Genomic DNA, 19,553 nt, shown 5'->3' on the forward strand with positions numbered 1-19,553 from the left:
TCCGGATGTCGTCCGACGAAACCCGCGGTCACGCGTCGACATACGAGGAAATGCCCAGGCGGTCGCGGAGCGTCGCCCCCTCGCGCTCCCCCGCATCGCGCACCAGGCCGCGGCGGCGCAGCTCGGGGACGGCGAGGCGTGTGAACGCCTCGAACTGGGCGGGTTGGAAGGCCGACAGCACGTTGAAGCCGTCCGCCGCCCCCTCGTCGCGCCAGGTCTCGAAATGGTCGGCGATCGTCCGGGCGTCGCCGACGACGAACGCGGCGGGCACCGCGTGCGCCGCGACCAGGTGGCGCCAGGTGAGCGGCTCCCCGCGGCCCGCTCCGGAGACGTGCAGCCCGGAGACGTGCAGCCCGGCGATGCGGGCGAGACGCTCGATCAGCGCCGCGCCGCGCTCGCCGAGACGTGCGGCCTCCGCCGCGGTGACGGGTGCGTCGAACGCGACGGCGCGCAGCGGGTCGTCCGCAGCGACATCCAGGGCGTCGGCGAGCGCCGCGACCGTGCGGTTCGGCGGGAACGCGGTCCTCGACGGCTGGTGCCCCTCGGCCAGCGGGACGAGCGCCAGCAGTCGCTCGACGATGCGGTGCGCGGCGGCATCCGTGTCGGCGACGACCGGGAGCACCGGGGCGATCACCTTCAGGGCGTCCGGAGAGCGACCGGCCTCGGCCGCGATGTCCCGCAGCAGGCGCCGGGTGGCGATGCCGTCAGCGAGCGTGGGGGCCGCGGTCAGGGCGAGGTCGGCCTCGGTGGCGGCGAGCGCCCGGGAGCGGGTCGAAGTCCCGGCGTGCACGATCGGGATCCGTCCCTGCGGTGGCCGCGCGACGTTGAGAGGTCCGGTGACCCGCACCTGCGCGCCGTGCAGGTCCGCGGCGCGGAGCCCCTCGGGATCGATGAGCACGCCGCGTTCGGCATCCGCGATCCAGGCGTCCTCGTCCCAGGAGTCCCACAGCCGTCGCAGCGCCTCGACGAACTCCTCCGCGCGGTCGTAGCGCGTCTCGTTGTCGGCGTGCGCGTCACGGCCGTGGTTGCCCGCGGCGCGCGGCTCGGCGCCCGTGACGAGGTTGATGCCGGCGCGACCGCGGGTGAGCACGTCGAGCGAGGCCAGCGAACGCGCCGTCGTGTACGGGTCGGCGTAGGTCGTGTTGACGGTGGCGATCAGACCGATCCGCGACGTGATGCCGGCGAGGAAGAGCACGGCGCTCACCGGATCGATGCGCGCCAGGAGGTACGGATCGCGGAACTCCAGGTCGGGTCCGGTCGCGAGCCAGTCGCCGAAGAACAGGTAGTCGAGACCGGCATCCTCACCCTCGCGCGCGATGTGCCGCAGGATGTCGGCGTCGGCGGCGGGGTCACGGTGTGCTCCGGGCTGGCGCCAGCCCGAGGGGTAGGCGCCCAGGGTTCGCACCATGGCGCCGACGATGAGGGGTTCGGTCATGCCGTCACGGTAGGAGGCGACAAGAACCCGCGGCGAGGGCGCCGATGCCGGAGGTCATGGGGTGTAACAGTCCGACACAACCACCCCACCCTCTACGCTGAGACCATGACAGGTCTTCGTTGGGGAATCCTCGCGACCGGCGGTATCGCCGGCGCATTCGCATCCGATCTGCGCACCGCGGGGCTCGACCTGGTCGCCGTGGGGTCGCGCTCGCAGGAGTCGGCGGACGCGTTCGCCGCCCGCTTCGACATCGCGCACGCGCACCCGTCGTACGAGGCCCTGGTGGCCGACCCCGATGTCGACATCATCTACGTCTCGACGCCGCATCCGATGCACCACGAGAACGCCCGGCTCGCGCTCGAGAACGGCAAGCACGTGCTGGTCGAGAAGGCGTTCACGCTGAACCGCGCGGAGGCGGAGGACCTGCAGGCGCTCGCGGCGGAGCGCGGGCTGCTGGCGATGGAGGCGATGTGGACGCGGTACCTGCCGCACATGCTCCGCATCCACGAGCTCATCGCCGACGGCGTCCTCGGCGAGATCCGCGCCGTGAGCGCCGACCACACGCAACTGCTGCCCACCGACCCGACGCACCGGCTCAATGCCCTCGAGCTCGGCGGCGGCGCCCTGCTCGACCTCGGCATCTACCCGATCTCCTTCATCTGGGACATCCTGGGCGCACCGACGACGATCCACGCGGTCGGTCGCCTGATCGAGACAGGTGCCGATGCCGAGGTCGCCACGGTGATGACGCACGAGGGCGGAGCGGTCTCCACCAGCCTCTCGTCCTCGCGAGCGGCCGGGCCCAACGTGGCCAGCATCATCGGCACCGCGGCGCGCATCGACATCGACACCGTCTGGTACACGCCCACCACGTTCCGCGTGGTCCTGCCGGACGGCACGGTGCAGGAGGAGTACAGCTCCCAGGTCGAGGGGCGCGGCATGCAGTTCCAGGCCCTCGCCGCCGAACGTCTGGTGCGCGACGGCGTCCTGGAGGGCGACATCCTCCCGATCGCGGAGAGCGTGGCCATCATGGGCACCCTCGATGAGATCAGAGCGCAGATCGGCGTCCGCTACCCCCGCGAGGAGATCTGATCATGGCCGAGACCACCGATGCCCGCGTCGCCGTCTACCTCGACTTCGACAACATCGTCATCTCCTGGTACGACCGGGTGCACGGACGCAACGCCTACGGCAAGGACCGGCAGCGGATCACCGAGAACCCGAACGATCCCGACGTCGTCGAGCGGCTGAGCCGGGCGATGATCGAGGTCGGTGCGATCATCGACTACGCCGCCTCCTTCGGCACCCTGGTGCTGACGCGCGCGTATGCCGACTGGTCCTCGCCCGTCAACGCCGAGTACCGCTCGCAACTCGTGGCCCGTGCCGTCGACCTCGTGCAGCTCTTCCCGGCCGCGGCCTACGCCAAGAACGGCGCCGACATCCGCCTCGCCGTGGATGCCGTCGAAGACATGTTCCGGCTGCCCGACCTCACGCACGTCGTGATCGTGGCCGGAGACAGCGACTACGTGCCGCTCGCGCAGCGCTGCAAGCGCCTCGGACGCTACGTGATCGGCGTCGGCGTCTCCGGCTCGACAGCCAAGTCGCTCGCCGCGGCCTGCGACGAGTTCGAGTCGTACGACTCGCTGCCCGGCGTCGTGCGTCCGGTGAAGGCGGCTCCCGCCGTCGCCGCGAAGGCCGAGGCCGTCGCGGAGCCCGCGCCCGAGGCCGTGCCGGAGGCGGCCGACGCCCCCAAGGCCAAGGCCCCGCGCCGCGCGAAGTCGAAGGCCGCCGCCCCCAAGGTCGAGGAGCCCAAGCTCGACGAGCAGGGCGAAGCGACACAGCTGCTGGAGCGTGCCCTGCGTCTCGGCCACGACAAGGCCGACGCCGACGAGTGGCTGCACAGCTCCGCCGTGAAGACGCACATGCGTCGCATGGACCCCTCGTTCAGCGAGAAGGCCCTCGGCTACCGCTCGTTCTCCGACTTCCTCAAGTCACGCGACGACATCGCGGAACTCGAAGAGACCGGGCACGAGCGCCTGGTGCGCCTGCGCGAGCTCACGGCCTGATCGGGACGACGTCACTCCACGAAGTCGTACTCCTGGAACGCGGCGACCTCGGGCACCCAGCGCTCCGCGACGAACGCCCGATGCGCGGGATGGGCGTCGTAGGCGTCGTAGACGCCCTGATCCGCGAACACCATCGCGAACTGATGTGTGAGGTCGCTCTTTCCGCTGACCTGACGGCGGATCGTGAAGTCCTCGACGCCGGGGATCGACGTGAGCACGGCGTGGCCGGTCGCCAGGAACTCCCGCTCCTCGGCGGATCCTTCCGCGTGCACGAGGCGGAAGACGACGGTGTGCTGGATCGACATGGGGCTCCTGTCGGGGTTCGTCACTGATTGCTGAACGCGGCATCGAACGAGGCATCGGGTTGCGGCCACAGCAGCGAGCGCACGTAGGCCAGCGCCTCGGGGGCGCCGTGCACGCGGTCCATGCCGGCGTCCTCCCACTCGATGGAGATGGGCCCGGTGTAGCCGATCGCGTCCAGCGCGCGGAACGCGTCCTCCCAAGGAACGTCGCCGTGCCCCGTCGAGACGAAGTCCCAGCCCCGTCGCGGATCGCCCCACGGCAGGTGCGAACCGAGCACGCCGGCCCGACCGTTGTGCGGACGCATCCGGGTGTCCTTGCAGTCCACGTGATAGATCCGGGCCGCGAAGTCCACGATGAACCCGACCGGATCGATGTTCTGCCACATCATGTGCGAGGGGTCCCAGTTGAACCCGAACGCCTCGCGATGGTCGATCGCCTCCAGCGCCCGCACACTCGACCAATAGTCGTACGCGATCTCCCCCGGATGCACCTCGTGCGCGAACCGCACGCCCTCCGCGTCGAACACGTCGAGGATCGGGTTCCATCGGTCGGCGAAGTCGTCGAACCCGCCCTCGATGACGGATGCCGGCACCGGCGGGAACATCGCCAGATACGGCCAGATCGACGAGCCGGTGAACCCGACCACGGTGTCGATGTCGAGCTTGCGCGCGACGCGGGCCGCCCGCTTCATGTCCTCCGCCGCGCGCTGCCGCACGCCCTCGGCCTCGCCGTCGCCCCACACGTACTCGCGGAGGATCGCCTGGTGCCGGAAGTCGATCGGCGCATCGCACACGGCCTGACCGGCGAGATGGTTCGAGATCGCGAAGATCTTCAGGCCGTGCCGGTCGAGGATCTCCCGGCGCGACGCCACGTAGGCATCGTCCTCATCGGCACGCCGCAGGTCGAGGTGGTCACCGGAGGCGGCGACCTCCAGCCCGTCGTAACCCCACTCCGCAGCGAGACGGGCGACCTCCTCGAAGGGCAGATCGGCCCACTGGCCGGTGAACAGGGTGACCGGGTGACTGCTCATGAGGACTCCTTCGTCTCGGACTCGTGCAGGGGCTCAGGTCCCGAATGCCCGCAGCGCGGCGATGCTGCGCGCGGCGAGTTCGTCCTGACTCGGGGCGAGCGGACGCCAGACGGACGCCGCGACGGCGATGGTCGCGTTCTCGCCGGTGAAGCTCTCCAGGCCCAGCGGCCCTCGATAGTCGGCGTCGTCGAGCGCGGCGAGGATGCCCGGCCAGTCCGTGTGGTCGTCGCCGACCGCCCCGCGGTCGCTCCCGCACACCTGCACATGGGCGATCGCCGACCCCGCGGCGCGGATCGCGTCGGCGGGGCGCTTCTCCTCGATGTTGAGGTGGTAGGTGTCGAGCGCGAGGCCGACCCCTCCCCCGAGCAGCGGCCCCAGGGCATCGAGGCTCTGCTCGACGGTGTTGAGCAGACTCGTCTCGTAGCGGTTGAGCGGTTCGATCGCGAGCGTGATGCTCGCGGCCGCGGCGTCGTCGGCGAGCGGGGCCAGATTCTCGCGCAGCTCCGCCACGACCGCGGTCCGCTCCTCGGCGTCCATCCGCCAGGTCACACCGGTCGGGGCGTAGAACGGTCCGGCCACCACGTCGGCTCCGAGCACCTGCGCCGCCCCGAGGCAGGCCCGCAGATAGTCCTGCGTCGCGGCGACATCGCCCGCGCGGGCGACCAGAGACCGGCCCGGTCCCATCGCTCCGACGACGATCGCCCCCAGCCCCAGGCCGTCGAGCACGTCACGGGTGCGCACGGGATCCCAGTCCCCGACGCTCTCGAGCGGAAGCTCCAGGGCCCCGTAGCCCAGGCCGGCGGCCTTGCGGGCGAGCGGTTCGAGCGTGGCGTCCGTGAGCGGAGACGTCCACACCCAGGTGTTGACGGCGATCGTGCGGGGCATCGTTGTCCTTGTGATCGTGAAGCGCTCCCACCCTCCCACTCCACAGGCGCGGAGCGGAAGGGCGGGAGCGGATTTCGGTTACGGGATCTGGCGCTGCTGCCACACCGTCGGGTAGCCGGGGAGGTTCTCCCCGCCGAACTTGGCGTAGTGGCCGTCGGGCATGCCCTCGTTGGCCTTCAGGTACTCGTCGAGCTCCGGCTCCGTGATCGGCTTCTGCGGGAGCACCCACTCCTTCGGCACCTCGGTACCGGCGAAGATCATCTGCGCTGCGAGCAGCGGGGTGCGCCACTGGAAGTTGGAGTACACCGGCGCGAGCCCCGTGAGACCCGTGTCCTTCCACTTGCGGAGGAAGCTCATCTCGTCCTCACCGGTCATGACCGGGTAGTCCGCGCCGGCGTCCTCGAACGCCTCGATGGCGGCGACGGCGCCGTCACCGGCGTCCATCCAGATGCCGTCGACGTCGCCCTTCGCGAGCTCATCGCTGATGATGCTCTTGATCTCGGCCGGATCGGCACCCGTGAAGTGGTCCACCGCGTTGATGCCGGCCTCGTCGAACAGCTTCTTCGCGCCGGCCCAGCGGTGCTCGAGCACGTCGACACCCGGGAGGATGCGCAGCGCCACGACCTTGTCGCCCTTCTCGAGGTTGTCGATCAGGAACTCGGCGGTGTCGATCCCCCAGGCGAAGCCGCCGATCGGGTGGATGAACGTGACCGGGCAGTCGGTGTTGACGCCGCGGTCGAACACGATGACGGGCTTGCCCGTGTCGCACGCCCGCTCGACGGCCGGGGTCATCGCCGCGGTGCTGTTCGGCGAGATGAGGAACACATCGCACTCGCCCTCGGAGATGAAGTAGTCGATGTCGGCGATCTGGGTGTCATCGGAGTCCTGCGCATCGCGGGTCTCCATCTCGCTGATCGCCCCGTCCGCCTGCAGCGCCTTGAGCTGCTCGTTCATCGTGATCCAGCCCGTCTGACGCCACGGGTTGGAGATCGACGCGTTCGCGAAGCAGGCCTTCTTGGCTCCTTCACTGGCGAAGTCCGACGTGTCCACCATCTCGGCGTTGATGTGCTGCAGGTACGGCTCATCGGCCGGTCCCTGCGGGTCGACACCGCGCTCCTCGTCCTGCTTGTCGAAGAGCTCCTGGTCGAACCACTCGGTCGTCTCCGCCGCCTCGGGGCTCTCCGATTCGGCCGGCGCCACGGACGGGTCGGTCGTGCACCCGGCGAGCGCGATGAGGCCGAAGAGGGCCACCCCTGCGGTGGCGATCTTCATTGATCGTCGCATTGCTAATCTCCTCTGGTTTCTGTGTGGATGGTGCTGTTGGTGTGGATGGTTCTGGTTGGTGCGGGTTCTTCGGTGGTGAGATCGGGAGGGGGCTGGGGGCCGCGCTTGCGTCGTGCCCGGAAGGCGACGGCGGAGTACGCGACGGCCGCGATGATGATGACGCCTTGGACGGCATCGCGCAGCGTCGACGGGACGCCGGCGATGTTGAGCAGCATGAACAGGGCCTCGAGGGCGAAGGCGCCGGCGACCGCGCCGACGATCCAGCCGCGGCCGCCGCCCAGCACGACGCCACCGAGCACGACGGCGGTGATCGCCGTGAACTCGTAGCCGCGACCGACCGAGGGGTGCACGCCGGCGTAGCCGACCAGCAGCACGGCCGACAGCGAGGCGGACAGCGACGAGATGATGAACGCGCGCGTGGTCGCCCAGGCGCGGCGCGCACCGGCGTAGTCGACCGCGCGGGCGTTGTCGCCGACCGCGATCAGCGTCTTGCCCAGCGGGCGCTTGGTGATCCAGATGCCGAGGGCGAGCCACGCGATCAGCAGCAGCACGGCCCAGGGGAGGAAGTCGAGGAGGGGGATGTCGCGGATCCCCCCGCGGCCGATCTCCCGGAAGCTGTCGGCGGGGTTGCCGGTCGCCGCTCCCCCGGTCCACCACATGACCCCTCCGAGGAGGGCGAGCATCATGCCGAGCGTGACGATGAAGGACGGCACCTTGAGCAGGGTCGTGATCACGCCGTTCACGAGTCCGACGGCCACGGCGAACACGACCATGAGCAGCAGCACCGGGACGGTGCGGGCGTCGTCCTGCCCCACCAGGTTGCCGGCGATGATGACCTGGGCCGTGATGAGCGAGCCCTGCGACAGGTCGAACTCCCCGGCGATGATCACGAAGTACTGGCCGATCGCGACGATCGCGATGGGGGCCACCCGCTGCAGGAACCGCATGAACTGACCGGGCTCCGCGAAGCTCGGGTTGAGGATCGTGACCGCCACCAGCAGGATCACCAGCAGCAGGAACACCGCCCCGCGCGGGCTGACGAGTGTGCGCAGCGCGTTCATGAGCGCCCTCCTTCCGCAGGGAGAGTGGTATCGGAGGTGTGGTCGGCGAGTTGCGACACCGCGGCCGCCATCTCGGGCGCTGCGGCCTTCGCGGCGTCGTCCCCACCGGTGCGCGTGCCCCCGGCGCCGAAGCGCGGCCGGCGGCGCACGATGGAGCGCCGGCTGTACACGGCCACCGCGGCGACGATCACCACGCCGCGGACGACGTCCTTGAGGAACGGGTTGACCTGCATCACGCTCATCACGTTGTCGACGACCGCGAGGATCGCCACGCCGCCGATGGTGCCCCAGATGGAGCCGCGTCCGCCCAACAAGAGCGTGCCGCCGAGGACGACCGCCGCGATCGACAGCAGCGCGTATCCGCCCTGCTGGCCCACGGTCGGACTGCCGACGCCGAGCCTGCTGGCGAGGAGGAGCCCCGCGAGAGCCGCGAAGACCGAGCACAGGACGTGCGCCCAGATCAGCGGCATCCGGGTGCGGACGCCCGACAGACGGGCGATCTCGGGATCACCGCCGACCGCGTAGAGGTGCGCGCCGGTGCGGGTGCGGTTGAGCAGGACCCAGACGACGACGGCCAGCACGACCATGATGAGCGTGGAGACCGGGATGGGTCCGACCCCGGTGGCGCCGATGAGCTGGAAGGCCCACGGGACGTTCCCGGCCGAGCCCTCGAAGTTGGTGTTCAGGATGCCCTGCAGGATGAGGCCGACGCCGAGCGTGGCGATGAACCCGTTCACCTTGAGGACCGTGACGATGAGGCCGTTCAGGAGGCCGACGCCGGCGCAGACGAGGAGGGTGACGATCACGGCCAGCGGGATGTTTCCCGGGTTCCCGTTCATGATCGTGGCCGCGAGCAGGCTCGACAGACTGATCACATACGTGACGGAGAGGTCGAGGGAGGCACCGAGCACCACGAGCGTCTGCCCGATCGCGACGAGGCCGAGCACGCTCATGCCGGTGAGGATGTCGCGGATGTTGCCGGCGCTGAGGAAGTTGCGCCCGACCGTGCCGACGAGGATCGCGCCGACGACGAGGACCAGCAGCAGGATGCCGAGGACGATGACCGTGGAGTCGATCTTGAGGCGCTTCATCGTGCACCCCCTTCCGTCGCGGTGCCCGGATCGCTCGCACCGGTCGCGGCGCCGAGGATCTCGTGCTCCGCGGAGCCTGCGGCAAGCTCGGCGACGAGCTCGCCGTCGTGCATCACGAGGATCCGATCACTCATGCCGATCACCTCCGGGAGCTCGCTCGACACCATCAGGACCGCCTTCCCCTCGGCGGCGAGGTCTCGCATCAACTGGTAGACGGCGTACTTGGCGCCCACGTCGATGCCCCGGGTGGGCTCGTCGAAGAGCACGATCTGCGGCTGCGTGAGCAGCCACTTGGCCAGCACGACCTTCTGCTGGTTGCCGCCGGAGAGGAAGCGCACCTCCTGGTCGACGCCCTGCGAGCTGACCTCGAGCGAGCTCAGGACGCCGGGGACCTCGCGGCGGGAGGCGGCCGTGCGTCCGGCGAACACGCCGCGCACCACCAGCAGGGCGTTGTCGAGGGTCGACTGTCCGAGCGCGAGCCCCTGCGCCTTGCGGTCCTCGGAGACCAGGGCGAGTCCGGCGCGGACGGCCGCACGGGCGTTGGTGATGCGCGCCGGCGCCCCGTCGATGCGCATCGTGCCGCGGGTGAACGCCTGGATGCCGAACACTCCCTCCACGAGTTCGGTGCGCCCGGAGCCCTGCAGCCCCGCGATGCCGACGATCTCGCCCGCGCGCAGCGTCAGGGAGACCCCGTCGACGTAGGCGTTGCCGCAGCCCTCCAGCTCGAGACGCGGTTCGCCCACCGTCGTGCCCTCGACCGCGTCGGGGAAGTACGACTGGATCGAGCGGCCGACCATGCGCCGCACCAGCTCGTCGGTGGTCAGGGCGGCGGTCTCGTCCGTCGAGACCAGGGCGCCGTCCTTGAGGATCGTGATGCGGTCGCACAGGTCGAAGATCTCCTTCAGCCGGTGCGAGACGTAGATCACGGCGACGCCCCGGGAGGTGAGTCGCCGGATGATCGCGTAGAGCAGCTCGACCTCGCGGTCGCTGAGGGCCGCGGTCGGCTCGTCCATGGAGATGACCTGCGCGTCGAACGAGAGCGCCTTGACGATCTCGACGATCTGCTGCTCGGCGACCGTGAGCGAGCCGACCCGCGCCTGCGGCTCGATGAACGAGACACCGAGGTCGGACAGCAGCTCCGCCGTCCGGGTGTTCATCGCCCGCTGGTCGACGAAGCCCCCGCGTCGCGGCTCGCGGCCGAGGTAGACGTTCTGCGCCACGGTGCGCTCCGGGAGCAGGGTGAACTCCTGGAAGACCGTGACGATCCCGGCATCCATCGCCTGCCGCGGGTGCGCGTGATGCACCTCTTCTCCGCGGTACGCGATCACGCCCTCGTCCGCCGGCTGCACGCCCGCGATGATCTTCATGAGCGTGGACTTGCCGGCGCCGTTCTCGCCGACGAGGCCGTGCACCTCGCCCGGCCGCACGTCGAAGTCGATGCCGCTGAGCACCTCGACGCCGAAGAACGACTTGCGGATACCGGTCACCTGCAGCACCGGCTGCGTCGTGGTCGTGGTCATGCCGCCACCTCCACCCATCGTCCGCCGTCCGCCGCCGAGTCGAGCACGGCCTCCGTCAGCACGGCGGAGCGGTAGCCGTCCGCGAATGTGGGGAGCCCGTCGGGGGTCCCCCCGGCCATGGCCGCATAGACGTCGGCGACGAATCCGTTGAACGCGTCCTGGTAGCCCATGGAGTGTCCGGCGGGCACCCGCTGGAGTCGGGCCGAATCCGGGTCGGACGCGGCGGGGTCGCGCAGCAGCAGCCGGGACTCCTCGCGCATGCCGATCCAGAGCTCCTCGGGGCGCTCCTGCTCGAAGCGGAGGCTCTGCTTCGAACCGTGCAGCTCCAGGGTCAGGGCGTTCTTGCGTCCGGGGGCCATCTGCGAGATGAGCAGGGTGCCCAGCGCGCCCGAGTCGGTCTCCACGAGCACGGCCACGATGTCCTCGGTGTCGACCGCCTGCCCCGAGCGCTCCGAGAAGACGCGGCGGGTGCGGGCGCTGAGTGTGCGGATCCGCTCGCCGATCACGAACTCGATGAGGTCGCAGAGGTGCGAGCCGATGTCGGCGAAGGCGCGGGAGGCGCCGCCCGACTCGGAGCGCACACGCCAGTCGTCGTCGCTCGGCAGGAGCATCCAGTCCTGCAGATAGGAGCAGTCCAGCGTGAGGAGGTCACCGGCCTCGCCGCGCGCGATCCGCGCCCTCGCCTCGCGCACCATCGGGTGGTAGCGGTAGATGAACGGAACGGCTGCCACGCGCCCCCGGGCTTCGGCGGTCCTCGCGAGCACCTCGGCGTCACGGGCGGTCGTCGCGAGCGGCTTCTCGCAGATGACGTGCTTGCCGGCGTTCAGGGCCTGCAGCGCCAGCTCCGCGTGCGTGGCGTTGGGCGTGCAGATGTGCACGACATCGATGTCGGCTGCCTCGAGGAGCGCGGCGGCATCGGTCTCGGCCCGGTCGGCCCCGAGCGCGTGGGCGGCATCGCGCCCTCCCGCGGCGGACCGGGTGGCGACGGCACGCAGCTCGCCGCCGGCGTCTCGTGCCGCGGTGCGATGCACGCGGGCCATGAATCCTCCGCCGAGGATGCCGGCTCGGATCGTCCCGAGACCGGTGTCAGTGACATCCGTTGTCATGTCGCTGATTCTGACATAGACCTTCCGACTTTTGCTAGACCTTCGTCAAAAGTTGTTTGCACCAAATCCGAAGTCAATCGACGAGACGCCGAAGTGCTGTGGTTTACTGACGCAATGGTTGACGTTCTGAGGCCGGCGCCGGCGCTCTCCTCCGGCACCGGTGAGATCTTCCAGATCCTCCGCGACGGCCACGCCCGCACCAAGGCCGAGCTCGCGGCACTCACCGGCCTGGCCCGCTCGACGGTCGCGCTCCGCGTGGATGCGCTGCTCGCCGCCGATCTCCTCCGTCCCGCCGGCGAAGCGGTGTCCACGGGTGGGCGCCCGCCGGCGCGCGTGGCCTTCAACCCCCGGGCCGGACTGGTACTGGCCGTCGACCTCGGCGCGACGCATGCCACGGTGGCCGTCGCCGACCTCGCCGGGGTGATCCTCGACGCGCGCACCCGCACGATCGACATCGCGGACGGCCCCGAGACCCTGCTCGACACGATCCTCGCCGATGCCGCCGAGCTGCTCCGGACGACGGCCGCCGACCTCCCCCTGGTGGGAGTCGGCATCGGCGTCCCCGGCCCGGTGGAGCACTCCACGGGGCGCCCGACCAACCCGCCGATCATGCCGGGGTGGGACCGCTTCGACGTGCCGGCCTACGTGCAGAAGACCTTCGACGTGCCGGTTCTCGTCGACAACGACGTCAACATCCTGGCGCTCGGCGAGCAGGCGACGAGCTGGCCGCGGGTCGACGACCTGATCTTCGTGAAGGTGTCGACCGGAATCGGCGCCGGCATCATCGCGGGCGGTCAGCTGCAGCGCGGCGCCCAGGGCTCGGCGGGCGACATGGGTCACGTGCAGGTGCCGACCGGAGCGGGATCCAGCCGCTCCCCCGGTGACGACCGCGACCTGGAGGCGCTCGCCAGCGGCTCGGCCCTGGCCCTCGCCCTGCGCGAGGCCGGGCTCGACGTGCACAGCGGATCCGACGTCGTCGACCTCGTGCGGGCCGGGAACGCCGCCGCGATCGAGGCGACCCGACAGGCCGGTCGCGACGTGGGCGAGGTGCTCGCCACGGTCGTCAACCTGCTGAACCCCTCGATCATCGTGCTCGGCGGCAGCATCGCCCGTGCCGGCGAGCACCTGCTCGCGGGCGTGCGCGAGGTGGTCTATCGCCGCTCCATCCCGCTCGCCACGCAGCACCTCGCGATCGTGCAGTCGCAGGCGGGAGACCGGGCGGCCGTGCTGGGCGCCGCGATCATGGTCGCCCGCGAGGTCCTGTCCCCGGCGAGCGTGGACCGCTACGTGGCGGCGAAGGCGCGGTGACCCGCACCCGCACCGCCACGAGCGGTGTCCGCGTGGACGGCGCTCAGAGCGTGGATGCGAACGGATCGAAGTCCGCGGCGATCGATCCCACCTGATCCAGGCTGCTCTCGACCGTGACGAAGTCGCGCGATTCGGCGGCCTCTTCGATCGACAGCAGGGTGTCGAGCACGTGGTAGCCGAACTCGCCGGTCGCGACGTGCGGGCGTCCCGCGGCGATCGCGCGCGCCATGTCGAGGAGTCCCACCCCACGACCGGAGAGCACGCCCTCCTGCTCCACGTCGACGATCTCCTGCTGCACGGGCTCCGGCGGGATGAACAGGCGCGTGAGCGGTCGGGTGATCGAGATCGCGCCGCCGAAGGTGTTCGGGTCGGGGATCACGATCGTGCCCTCGGTTCCGGTGATCTCGACGATCCCCTGCCGGATGACGGGCGAGTCGGTGCTGTAGAGACTCTGCGCCTGCCCGCCCTCCTCGAAGTCCATGAGCACGCTGAGGGTCGACGGGATCTCGACCGGGAACTCCTGCCCGGCGAGCTCGCCGACCTGCACGCGACGTGTCGGCGTGCCCTGCAGCCCGAGCGCCGCGACCGACGCGACCGGACCGAACACGTGCACGAGCGCCGACACGTAGTACGGCCCCATGTCGAGCAGCGGTCCCCCGCCCTTCGCGTACAGGAACGCAGGGTTCGGGTGGAAGATCTCCGGGCCCTGCCACTGGAACGTTGTCTGCGCGAACAGCGGGCGGCCGATGTCGCCGCGTGCGATCGCCCGCTTCGCCGTCTGCACGCCCGGTCCGAGCACGGTGTCGGGGGCGACACCGACCCGGAGCCCGGCGGCGTCCGCCTTCTCGAGCAGCCGGCGGGACTCCTCCCGGCTCACGCCGATCGGCTTCTCAGTCCAGACGTGCTTGCCCGCCGCGATGATCGCCTCGGACACCTCGACGTGCACGGCCGGGATCGTGAGGTTCACGACGATGTCGATCTCCGGATCGCCGAGCACCGTGCCCACGCCGCCGAAGCGCGGGACGCCGTACTTCTCGGCCTGCGCCTTCGCGCGTTCCTCGATGAGGTCGGCGACCGCGATGACCCGCACGTCGGGGAAGGTCGTGAGGTTCGACAGGTACTGGTCGCTGATGTTGCCCGCGCCGATGATGCCGACGCCGACGGGTCCATCCCCGAACGAGCGGGTGCCGAGCGCCATCAGCCGGCGACCTTCTCGTCGAGGTAGACGCGGCTGCGCTCGATGGCGTCGAACAGGTCACCCTCGTAGTGGTCGAACTCGACGATCGCGAGTTCGAGTGCCGGAGCCGCGGCGATCGCCTCGACGAGCGGCACGGACCCTTCGCCCGCGGCCACCTGGTCGGCGGGCGGATAGGCGCCGGCGAGTGCCGGGTCGAGCGTGCCATCCTTCGCGTGCACGGCGATCACACGGCTGCCGAGGCGCTCGAGCAGCGCGACGGGGTCGACGCCGCCCCGGGCGACCCAGTACAGGTCGACCTCGAGCACGACGCGGTCGTCGAGCAGGCCGGCAAGGATCTCGAGGCCGGTGACACCGTCGAACACCGCCTCCAGCTCGTGGGCGTGGTTGTGGTAGCCGACGCGCACGCCGACCGTCTCCCCGATCGCGGCCGCCTCGTTCAGCAGGCGCGCGGTCTCCTCGATCTGCGCGACGGACTCCCAGCGCGCCGGCTCCGTGTAGGGGTCGATGACCGTGTCCATGCCCAGCACCTTGGCGGCGGCGAAGACCTCGGCGGGCGTCGGCACGGGCACGGTCGTGCCACTGCCGTCCGGGTTCACGAACGACGGCGATGCCAGGAAGGCGTGCCCGGACGGGGCGACCAGACCGGCCGCGGACAGCGCGGCGGCGAGGGGTTCGGCGCGCCGGACGAAGTCGTAGGGCTCGACGGCCGAGAAGCCACGAGCGGCGACCGCCGTGAGCGCGCCCTCGAGGTCGGCCTCCAGCTCCTCCTTGATCGTGAACAGCTGCAGGGAGGTCTGAATCGTCATCGGTCGTGCTCCTTCGGTCTTCGGCGACGGGTGGGGACAGGGGTCCCGTGCAGGCACGCTATCACCAAATACCTCCACGCGGAAGTTTTGGTTCGCTAGACTCCGGTCATGCCCGCCGACACGCCTGAGAACGCCGCACCGTCGCGACCGCGGGGCACCTACGCCAAGGGGATCGCCCGACGGCAGGAGATCCTCGACCGCGCCATCGAGGTCTTCGCCGAGCGCGGATCCGACCGCACGAGCCTCCGCGCGATCGCCCGCGAGGTCGGCGTCACCCACGCCGCGCTCACCCACTACTTCGGCTCCCTCGAGGAACTCCTCGTCGCCGTGTACGAGGAGAGCAACGCGCCGGGGCGCCAGCCCGCGCATCCCACGGTCGATGTGACGCCCGTGGAGATGATGATCGAGTCCGCCCGGATCAACCGCGAGGTCCCCGGGCTCGTGCAGCTGTACTCGACCCTCGTGGCCGCAGCCCTCGAGGAGGGGCACCCCGCCGCGCGCACGTTCGCGACCGGCCGCTTCGACCGGCTGCGCACGCGGCTCGCCGACACCGTGCGCCAGCAGCAGCAGAGCGGACGGATCCGCGACGACGTCGATCCGGAGGCCGTGGCCGCGCTCGTGGTCGCCGCGTCGGACGGCCTGCAGACGCAATGGCTGCTCGACGAGAGGGCGCCGCAGCACGAGGCGCTCGCGCTCCTCGACCGGCTGCTGCGGCCGACCGGCGAGGCCCCGACGCCCGGCTAGGCTCGAAGGGTGACGCCCGTGCCGCAGTCCCCCTACGCCCGGGCACTCGGCGAGCGCATCGACGACCTTCATCCCCGACTGCGCACCTACTTCGCCGCGATCCCGGACGGGGCCGTCGGCGTCGGCGACGGGGTCTTCCAGCGGGTCGGGACGCCGCGTCGGTGGCTGTGGCCGCTGCTGCGCATCCTGGAACGGCGCGGCGTGGTCGCCGCGGGGTGGGAGCGGGACGTGCCGTTCCGCGTCGAGAACCGCACGATCGCCTCCCGGGCCATCGGCGAGCGCACCCTCCTGTTCCCCCGCGGGCCGTGGGTCATGCACGACGCGGTCGCCCTCACACGGCACGGTCGTGTGGTCGACGAGCTCGGCGAGCCCGGTGTCCTCTCCGCCTGCTTCGACGTCGAGGTGCGCGACGGTGCGCTCCGTCTCACGAGTCGCGCGGTCGGCGTGCGCCTCGGCCGCCTGCGCCTCCGCATCCCGCGCCTCGTCGCGCCGGTGGTCCGTCTCACGGAGCGCTTCGACGACGCTCTCGACCGACAGCGGGTGTCCCTCACGGTCGACGCCCCGCTCCTCGGTCGCGTGTACGAGTATCGGGGCGACTTCACCTATCGCATCCAGGCCGCCGGAGAGAGCGCCGGAGAGAAGGAGCAGTCCCCATGAGCACAGGTCGGGTCGTCATCGGCGGGTCCACGGGTTTCATGGGCCGCTATCTGCTGCCGCGGTTCCGCGCCGAGGGCCGCGAGGTCGTCACGATCTCGCGTTCGGGTGCGGATCTCCGCTGGGGCGATCAGGTCGGGATCGACCGCGCGGTGGACGGCGCGGCACTGGTGATCGGACTCGCGGGCAAGAGCGTCAACTGCCGCTACACGCCGGAGAACCGCGCGGAGATCTTCCGCTCGCGACTCGACACCACCGCGTCACTGAGCACGGCGATCTCCCGCGCCTCCGCACCTCCCGCCGTCTGGGTGAACTCCTCGACCGCCACGATCTACCGTCATGCCGAAGACCGCCCGATGACCGAGTCCTCGGGCGAGATCGGCACCGGTTTCTCGGTCGAGGTCGCGAAGGCGTGGGAGAAGGCCCTGTTCGCCGATGAGCTTCCCGCCACCCGTCGGGTCGCCCTGCGCAGCACGATCGTGCTCGGCCACGGCGGCGTCCTCGAACCCCTCCGGGGGCTCGCCCGCCTCGGACTCGGCGGGCCGCAGTACGACGGGCGATGGCCGGTGAGCGCTGCCCGTCGCGCGGCCGGCACCGGGCACTTCCCGGGCGCACGTCGCGGGCACCAGCGCTTCAGCTGGGTGCACATCGAGGATGTGGCCCGCATCATCGACTTCGTCGAGCGGACGCCCTCGCTCGACGGGCCCGTGAACGCCGCAGCGCCGAACCCCGTCGACAACGTCGAGTTCATGGCCACGGTCCGGCGCGTGCTGGGCGCTCGCATCGGTCCGCCGATGCCGCGGTGGATGCTGGAGCTGGGGGCGATCGGGATCCGCACCGAGACCGAGCTGATCCTGAAGAGCCGGTGGGTGCTGCCCGAGAAGCTCACCGCGGCGGGGTTCGAGTTCCGCTACCCGGAGCTGGAGGGCGCGGTCCGCGAGTCGTTCGACCGCGAGCAGGCGGCCTAGGCGCCGGAGCCGGTCGCGGTCTCGCCGCCCTCGCCCTTGCGCTTCTCGATCTCCTCGCGCAGTCGCCACTCCTCGATCTCGCGGTCGAGGTCGGCGATCTGCTGCTCCGTCGTCCGCGTGTCCGTCGGCGGAGCCGGGCGCACGTCGGTCGGCGCCGACGGCCGCTGGGCCCGCTGCATCCGCGGGATCGGGATGCCGGCTTCGCCGTACTCGCGGCCGATCGCGAACCACAGGACGCTGCCGATCAAGGGCAGCAGGATCACGATGATGATCCACACCATCTTGGGCAGGTGCTTCACCAGGGCGCTGTCGCGGGTGATGATGTCGATCAGTGCACCGATCATCAGCGCGATGATGAGGAGCGAGAACAGGAACGGCATGAGTTCAGGGTAGACGACGCCGCGACGGGCCGCTGCGACTACGGGAGCAGGTGCCCCGCAGCACGGAACAACTCGTACCATTCGGGGCGCGTGAGCTCGAGGTCGGCCCCGGCCGCCGCATCCCGCACCCGCTCCGGTGTCGTGGTGCCGAGCACGACCTGCATGCCCGCGGGATGCCGGGTGATCCAGGCCGTCGCGACCGCGATGGGGGTCACGCCGTGCGCGTCCGCGAGGCGATCGATCACGGCGTTCAGCTCCGCGTACTCGGGGTTGCCGAGGAAGACGCCGTGCGAGAACCCGTCCTGGAACGGGGACCACGCCTGGATCGTGATGCCGTTGATGCGGCAGTACTCCACGATCCCTCCGCCGTCGCGGACGATGCTCTGGTCGTGTCCGGCCATGTTTGCCGCGACCGGCTGGGCGAGGATCGGCGCGTGGGTCATCGACAGCTGCAGCTGATTGGCGACGAAGGGCTGACGGACGGCCGTGCGCAGCAGATCGATCTGACGCGGCGTGTGGTTCGAGACGCCGAACGCCTTCACCTTCCCCGCGGCCTCCAGGTCGTCGAACGCTCGAGCGACCTCGTCCGGCTCGACGAGGATGTCCGGGCGGTGCAGCAGGAGCACGTCGAGGCGGTCGGTCCGCAGCGCCGTGAGCGATCCCTCGACCTGACCGACGATGTGCTCGTAGGAGAAGTCGAACATCCCCTGTGCCGGCACGATGCCGCACTTGGTCTGCAGCACGATCTCGTCGCGCTCCGAGGCGCTGAGCTGCAGAGCGTCGGCGAATCGGGCCTCGCAGTGGTGCATGCTGCCGCCGTAGATGTCGGCGTGGTCGAAGAAGTCGATGCCGGCCGCACGGGCCGTGTCGTACAGCGTGCGGATGTGCGCGTCGTCCTTGTCGTCGATGCGCATCATGCCGGCGATGATGGCGGGGGCGGTGGTTGCTCCGAACGACACTGTCTTCATGCGCCCCACGCTACTCCGCACCACCGACGTCAGCGGTCGTCCGGCGTCGAAGCGGGCAGCAGCGTCGTCACCGGGACGCCGATCGCCGCGGCGATGCCCGCCAGATCGACGACGGTGAAGTCCTCTCGCCCGTCCAGCAGATCGGCGAGAGCGGCGGGCGCGATCCCCGAGCGATCGGCGAGCTGCAGGAAGGACACTCCGGCGTGGATCCGTGCCCCATCCACCTCGGATGCCAACATGCGACGCAGTTCTGTCCCCATACGCAGACAATACCTCCCCACACGGACACCCGCGTCGGCGCCTGTGGGCAGTATGTCGGCATTATGGAGTCGGGGCGCTGCTATCGTGAGCCGGGTGAAGACACCTGCCGAGGAGTTCAACGAGGCCGTCGGGCGCCAGCTGCGTGCGGAGATCGCCGCCTCCCGGAGCAGCGTCGCCGCGATGGCACGGACCATCGGCGTCGCCCGAAGCGCTCTGGACAACTACGTCACCGGCAAGCGCGCGATCCCGATTCCCGTCGTCTACGCGGTCTGCGCGGCCGCCGGCATCGAGCCCCATGTGCTGCTGGCCCGCGCGGAAGAGCGCCTCCAGGCCGACGCCGAGCCCACCGCGCGCATCACTCCGATCCGCCGCACCCCCGATGTCGCCACCTCGCGCGACAATGACCTCGAGGTCGCCTTCGAGTCCCGCGTCCGGCACGACGCCGACACCGACGATCTCTACGAATAGTCCGCAAGCCCGAGGAG

At 70.6% G+C, this 19,553-nt stretch carries 21 protein-coding genes; 7 read left to right on the forward strand and 14 right to left on the reverse strand.

Annotated elements, in window-relative coordinates; genetic code table 11:
• Positions 1 to 28: 28 nt before the first annotated feature.
• Positions 29 to 1,435, reverse strand: a complete 1,407-nt coding sequence (locus MME74_RS12620) for an NtaA/DmoA family FMN-dependent monooxygenase (protein WP_267415388.1) — start codon at positions 1,433 to 1,435, stop codon at positions 29 to 31.
• 105 nt (positions 1,436 to 1,540) lie between these two features.
• Between MME74_RS12620 and MME74_RS12625 the strand changes: the two genes are divergently transcribed.
• Together MME74_RS12625 and MME74_RS12630 are read left to right on the forward strand one after the other, a co-directional pair.
• Positions 1,541 to 2,527, forward strand: a complete 987-nt coding sequence (locus MME74_RS12625; protein ID WP_267415389.1) for a Gfo/Idh/MocA family protein — start codon at positions 1,541 to 1,543, stop codon at positions 2,525 to 2,527.
• Positions 2,528 to 2,529: 2 nt separating this feature from the next.
• Positions 2,530 to 3,501, forward strand: a complete 972-nt coding sequence (locus tag MME74_RS12630) for an NYN domain-containing protein (RefSeq protein ID WP_267415390.1) — start codon at positions 2,530 to 2,532, stop codon at positions 3,499 to 3,501.
• Positions 3,502 to 3,512: 11 nt separating this feature from the next.
• On the opposite strand, the gene MME74_RS12635 is transcribed toward MME74_RS12630, so the two are convergent.
• The 8 genes from MME74_RS12635 to MME74_RS12670 form a co-directional block, all read right to left on the reverse strand.
• Entirely contained in the window at positions 3,513 to 3,806 is a 294-nt protein-coding gene (locus tag MME74_RS12635; protein ID WP_267415391.1) for a Dabb family protein, read from the reverse strand.
• Positions 3,807 to 3,826: 20 nt separating this feature from the next.
• The gene (locus MME74_RS12640; RefSeq protein WP_267415392.1) at positions 3,827 to 4,834 is read right to left on the reverse strand and encodes a sugar phosphate isomerase/epimerase family protein; all 1,008 of its coding nucleotides are present in this window, start codon (positions 4,832 to 4,834) and stop codon (positions 3,827 to 3,829) included.
• 33 nt (positions 4,835 to 4,867) lie between these two features.
• Entirely contained in the window at positions 4,868 to 5,719 is an 852-nt protein-coding gene (locus MME74_RS12645) for a sugar phosphate isomerase/epimerase family protein (protein WP_267415394.1), read from the reverse strand.
• Between the two features lie 78 nt (positions 5,720 to 5,797).
• Positions 5,798 to 7,003, reverse strand: a complete 1,206-nt coding sequence (locus tag MME74_RS12650; RefSeq protein WP_267415395.1) for a substrate-binding domain-containing protein — start codon at positions 7,001 to 7,003, stop codon at positions 5,798 to 5,800.
• 2 nt (positions 7,004 to 7,005) lie between these two features.
• A complete protein-coding gene (locus MME74_RS12655) occupies positions 7,006 to 8,064 on the reverse strand; it encodes an ABC transporter permease (RefSeq protein ID WP_267415396.1) in 1,059 nt (352 codons plus the stop codon).
• A complete protein-coding gene (locus tag MME74_RS12660) occupies positions 8,061 to 9,155 on the reverse strand; it encodes an ABC transporter permease (RefSeq protein ID WP_267415397.1) in 1,095 nt (364 codons plus the stop codon). Before MME74_RS12660 ends, MME74_RS12655 begins: the two co-directional genes overlap by 4 nt.
• Positions 9,152 to 10,675 carry a sugar ABC transporter ATP-binding protein gene (locus MME74_RS12665; protein WP_267415399.1) on the reverse strand — a complete coding sequence of 508 codons (1,524 nt, stop codon included), beginning with the start codon at positions 10,673 to 10,675 and terminating at the stop codon, positions 9,152 to 9,154. Before MME74_RS12665 ends, MME74_RS12660 begins: the two co-directional genes overlap by 4 nt.
• The gene (locus MME74_RS12670; protein ID WP_267415401.1) at positions 10,672 to 11,781 is read right to left on the reverse strand and encodes a Gfo/Idh/MocA family protein; all 1,110 of its coding nucleotides are present in this window, start codon (positions 11,779 to 11,781) and stop codon (positions 10,672 to 10,674) included. The genes MME74_RS12665 and MME74_RS12670 overlap by 4 nt, the downstream gene beginning before the upstream one ends.
• A gap of 114 nt (positions 11,782 to 11,895) precedes the next feature.
• Between MME74_RS12670 and MME74_RS12675 the strand changes: the two genes are divergently transcribed.
• Positions 11,896 to 13,089, forward strand: a complete 1,194-nt coding sequence (locus tag MME74_RS12675) for an ROK family transcriptional regulator (RefSeq protein ID WP_267415402.1) — start codon at positions 11,896 to 11,898, stop codon at positions 13,087 to 13,089.
• Positions 13,090 to 13,132: 43 nt separating this feature from the next.
• Here the strand turns inward: MME74_RS12675 and MME74_RS12680 are convergent, their stop codons facing one another.
• Both MME74_RS12680 and MME74_RS12685 read right to left on the reverse strand, forming a co-directional pair.
• Entirely contained in the window at positions 13,133 to 14,287 is a 1,155-nt protein-coding gene (locus MME74_RS12680; protein WP_267415403.1) for a Gfo/Idh/MocA family protein, read from the reverse strand.
• Positions 14,287 to 15,093, reverse strand: a complete 807-nt coding sequence (locus tag MME74_RS12685) for a sugar phosphate isomerase/epimerase family protein (RefSeq protein WP_267415404.1) — start codon at positions 15,091 to 15,093, stop codon at positions 14,287 to 14,289. The genes MME74_RS12680 and MME74_RS12685 overlap by 1 nt, the downstream gene beginning before the upstream one ends.
• Positions 15,094 to 15,201: 108 nt before the next feature.
• Here MME74_RS12685 and MME74_RS12690 point away from each other — a divergent pair, with 108 nt between their 5' ends.
• The 3 genes from MME74_RS12690 to MME74_RS12700 are packed head-to-tail and all read left to right on the forward strand — an operon-like array spanning position 15,202 to position 17,459.
• Entirely contained in the window at positions 15,202 to 15,837 is a 636-nt protein-coding gene (locus MME74_RS12690) for a TetR/AcrR family transcriptional regulator (RefSeq protein ID WP_267415405.1), read from the forward strand.
• Positions 15,838 to 15,846: 9 nt separating this feature from the next.
• Positions 15,847 to 16,494, forward strand: a complete 648-nt coding sequence (locus MME74_RS12695) for a DUF4166 domain-containing protein (RefSeq protein WP_267415406.1) — start codon at positions 15,847 to 15,849, stop codon at positions 16,492 to 16,494.
• Complete coding sequence (locus MME74_RS12700; protein WP_267415407.1) at positions 16,491 to 17,459, forward strand: epimerase; 969 nt, start codon at positions 16,491 to 16,493, stop codon at positions 17,457 to 17,459. Before MME74_RS12695 ends, MME74_RS12700 begins: the two co-directional genes overlap by 4 nt.
• On the opposite strand, the gene MME74_RS12705 is transcribed toward MME74_RS12700, so the two are convergent.
• From MME74_RS12705 to MME74_RS12715, 3 genes are read right to left on the reverse strand one after another with little or no spacing between them, the layout of a single operon-like run.
• Positions 17,456 to 17,839 carry a PLDc N-terminal domain-containing protein gene (locus MME74_RS12705; protein ID WP_267415408.1) on the reverse strand — a complete coding sequence of 128 codons (384 nt, stop codon included), beginning with the start codon at positions 17,837 to 17,839 and terminating at the stop codon, positions 17,456 to 17,458. The two genes, MME74_RS12700 and MME74_RS12705, sit on opposite strands and share 4 nt — an antisense overlap.
• Positions 17,840 to 17,877: 38 nt before the next feature.
• Positions 17,878 to 18,807 (reverse strand): aldo/keto reductase, encoded by a 930-nt coding sequence (locus MME74_RS12710; RefSeq protein WP_267415409.1) that lies wholly within the window; start codon positions 18,805 to 18,807, stop codon positions 17,878 to 17,880.
• Between the two features lie 29 nt (positions 18,808 to 18,836).
• A complete protein-coding gene (locus MME74_RS12715) occupies positions 18,837 to 19,067 on the reverse strand; it encodes a helix-turn-helix domain-containing protein (RefSeq protein WP_267415411.1) in 231 nt (76 codons plus the stop codon).
• Between the two features lie 94 nt (positions 19,068 to 19,161).
• Between MME74_RS12715 and MME74_RS12720 the strand changes: the two genes are divergently transcribed.
• Positions 19,162 to 19,536 carry a helix-turn-helix domain-containing protein gene (locus tag MME74_RS12720; protein WP_267415413.1) on the forward strand — a complete coding sequence of 125 codons (375 nt, stop codon included), beginning with the start codon at positions 19,162 to 19,164 and terminating at the stop codon, positions 19,534 to 19,536.
• Positions 19,537 to 19,553: the final 17 nt, after the last annotated feature.

Source organism: Microbacterium oxydans, from assembly GCF_026559675.1.
Taxonomy (GTDB): Bacteria; Actinomycetota; Actinomycetes; order Actinomycetales; family Microbacteriaceae; genus Microbacterium; species Microbacterium oxydans_D.

What these genes read in the sequence shown, in the direction of transcription:
- MME74_RS12655 (WP_267415396.1), bottom strand. Translation starts at nt 8,064, where the DNA reads ATGAACGCGCTGCGCACACTCGTCAGCCCGCGCGGGGCGGTGTTCCTG.
- MME74_RS12645 (WP_267415394.1), bottom strand. Translation starts at nt 5,719, where the DNA reads ATGCCCCGCACGATCGCCGTCAACACCTGGGTGTGGACGTCTCCGCTC.
- MME74_RS12710 (WP_267415409.1), bottom strand. Translation starts at nt 18,807, where the DNA reads ATGAAGACAGTGTCGTTCGGAGCAACCACCGCCCCCGCCATCATCGCC.
- MME74_RS12680 (WP_267415403.1), bottom strand. Translation starts at nt 14,287, where the DNA reads ATGGCGCTCGGCACCCGCTCGTTCGGGGATGGACCCGTCGGCGTCGGC.
- MME74_RS12685 (WP_267415404.1), bottom strand. Translation starts at nt 15,093, where the DNA reads ATGACGATTCAGACCTCCCTGCAGCTGTTCACGATCAAGGAGGAGCTG.
- MME74_RS12640 (WP_267415392.1), bottom strand. Translation starts at nt 4,834, where the DNA reads ATGAGCAGTCACCCGGTCACCCTGTTCACCGGCCAGTGGGCCGATCTG.
- MME74_RS12700 (WP_267415407.1), top strand. Translation starts at nt 16,491, where the DNA reads ATGAGCACAGGTCGGGTCGTCATCGGCGGGTCCACGGGTTTCATGGGC.
- MME74_RS12620 (WP_267415388.1), bottom strand. Translation starts at nt 1,435, where the DNA reads ATGACCGAACCCCTCATCGTCGGCGCCATGGTGCGAACCCTGGGCGCC.
- MME74_RS12690 (WP_267415405.1), top strand. Translation starts at nt 15,202, where the DNA reads ATGCCCGCCGACACGCCTGAGAACGCCGCACCGTCGCGACCGCGGGGC.
- MME74_RS12675 (WP_267415402.1), top strand. Translation starts at nt 11,896, where the DNA reads ATGGTTGACGTTCTGAGGCCGGCGCCGGCGCTCTCCTCCGGCACCGGT.
- MME74_RS12665 (WP_267415399.1), bottom strand. Translation starts at nt 10,675, where the DNA reads ATGACCACGACCACGACGCAGCCGGTGCTGCAGGTGACCGGTATCCGC.
- MME74_RS12635 (WP_267415391.1), bottom strand. Translation starts at nt 3,806, where the DNA reads ATGTCGATCCAGCACACCGTCGTCTTCCGCCTCGTGCACGCGGAAGGA.
- MME74_RS12670 (WP_267415401.1), bottom strand. Translation starts at nt 11,781, where the DNA reads ATGACAACGGATGTCACTGACACCGGTCTCGGGACGATCCGAGCCGGC.
- MME74_RS12705 (WP_267415408.1), bottom strand. Translation starts at nt 17,839, where the DNA reads ATGCCGTTCCTGTTCTCGCTCCTCATCATCGCGCTGATGATCGGTGCA.
- MME74_RS12660 (WP_267415397.1), bottom strand. Translation starts at nt 9,155, where the DNA reads ATGAAGCGCCTCAAGATCGACTCCACGGTCATCGTCCTCGGCATCCTG.
- MME74_RS12625 (WP_267415389.1), top strand. Translation starts at nt 1,541, where the DNA reads ATGACAGGTCTTCGTTGGGGAATCCTCGCGACCGGCGGTATCGCCGGC.
- MME74_RS12650 (WP_267415395.1), bottom strand. Translation starts at nt 7,003, where the DNA reads ATGCGACGATCAATGAAGATCGCCACCGCAGGGGTGGCCCTCTTCGGC.
- MME74_RS12715 (WP_267415411.1), bottom strand. Translation starts at nt 19,067, where the DNA reads ATGGGGACAGAACTGCGTCGCATGTTGGCATCCGAGGTGGATGGGGCA.
- MME74_RS12630 (WP_267415390.1), top strand. Translation starts at nt 2,530, where the DNA reads ATGGCCGAGACCACCGATGCCCGCGTCGCCGTCTACCTCGACTTCGAC.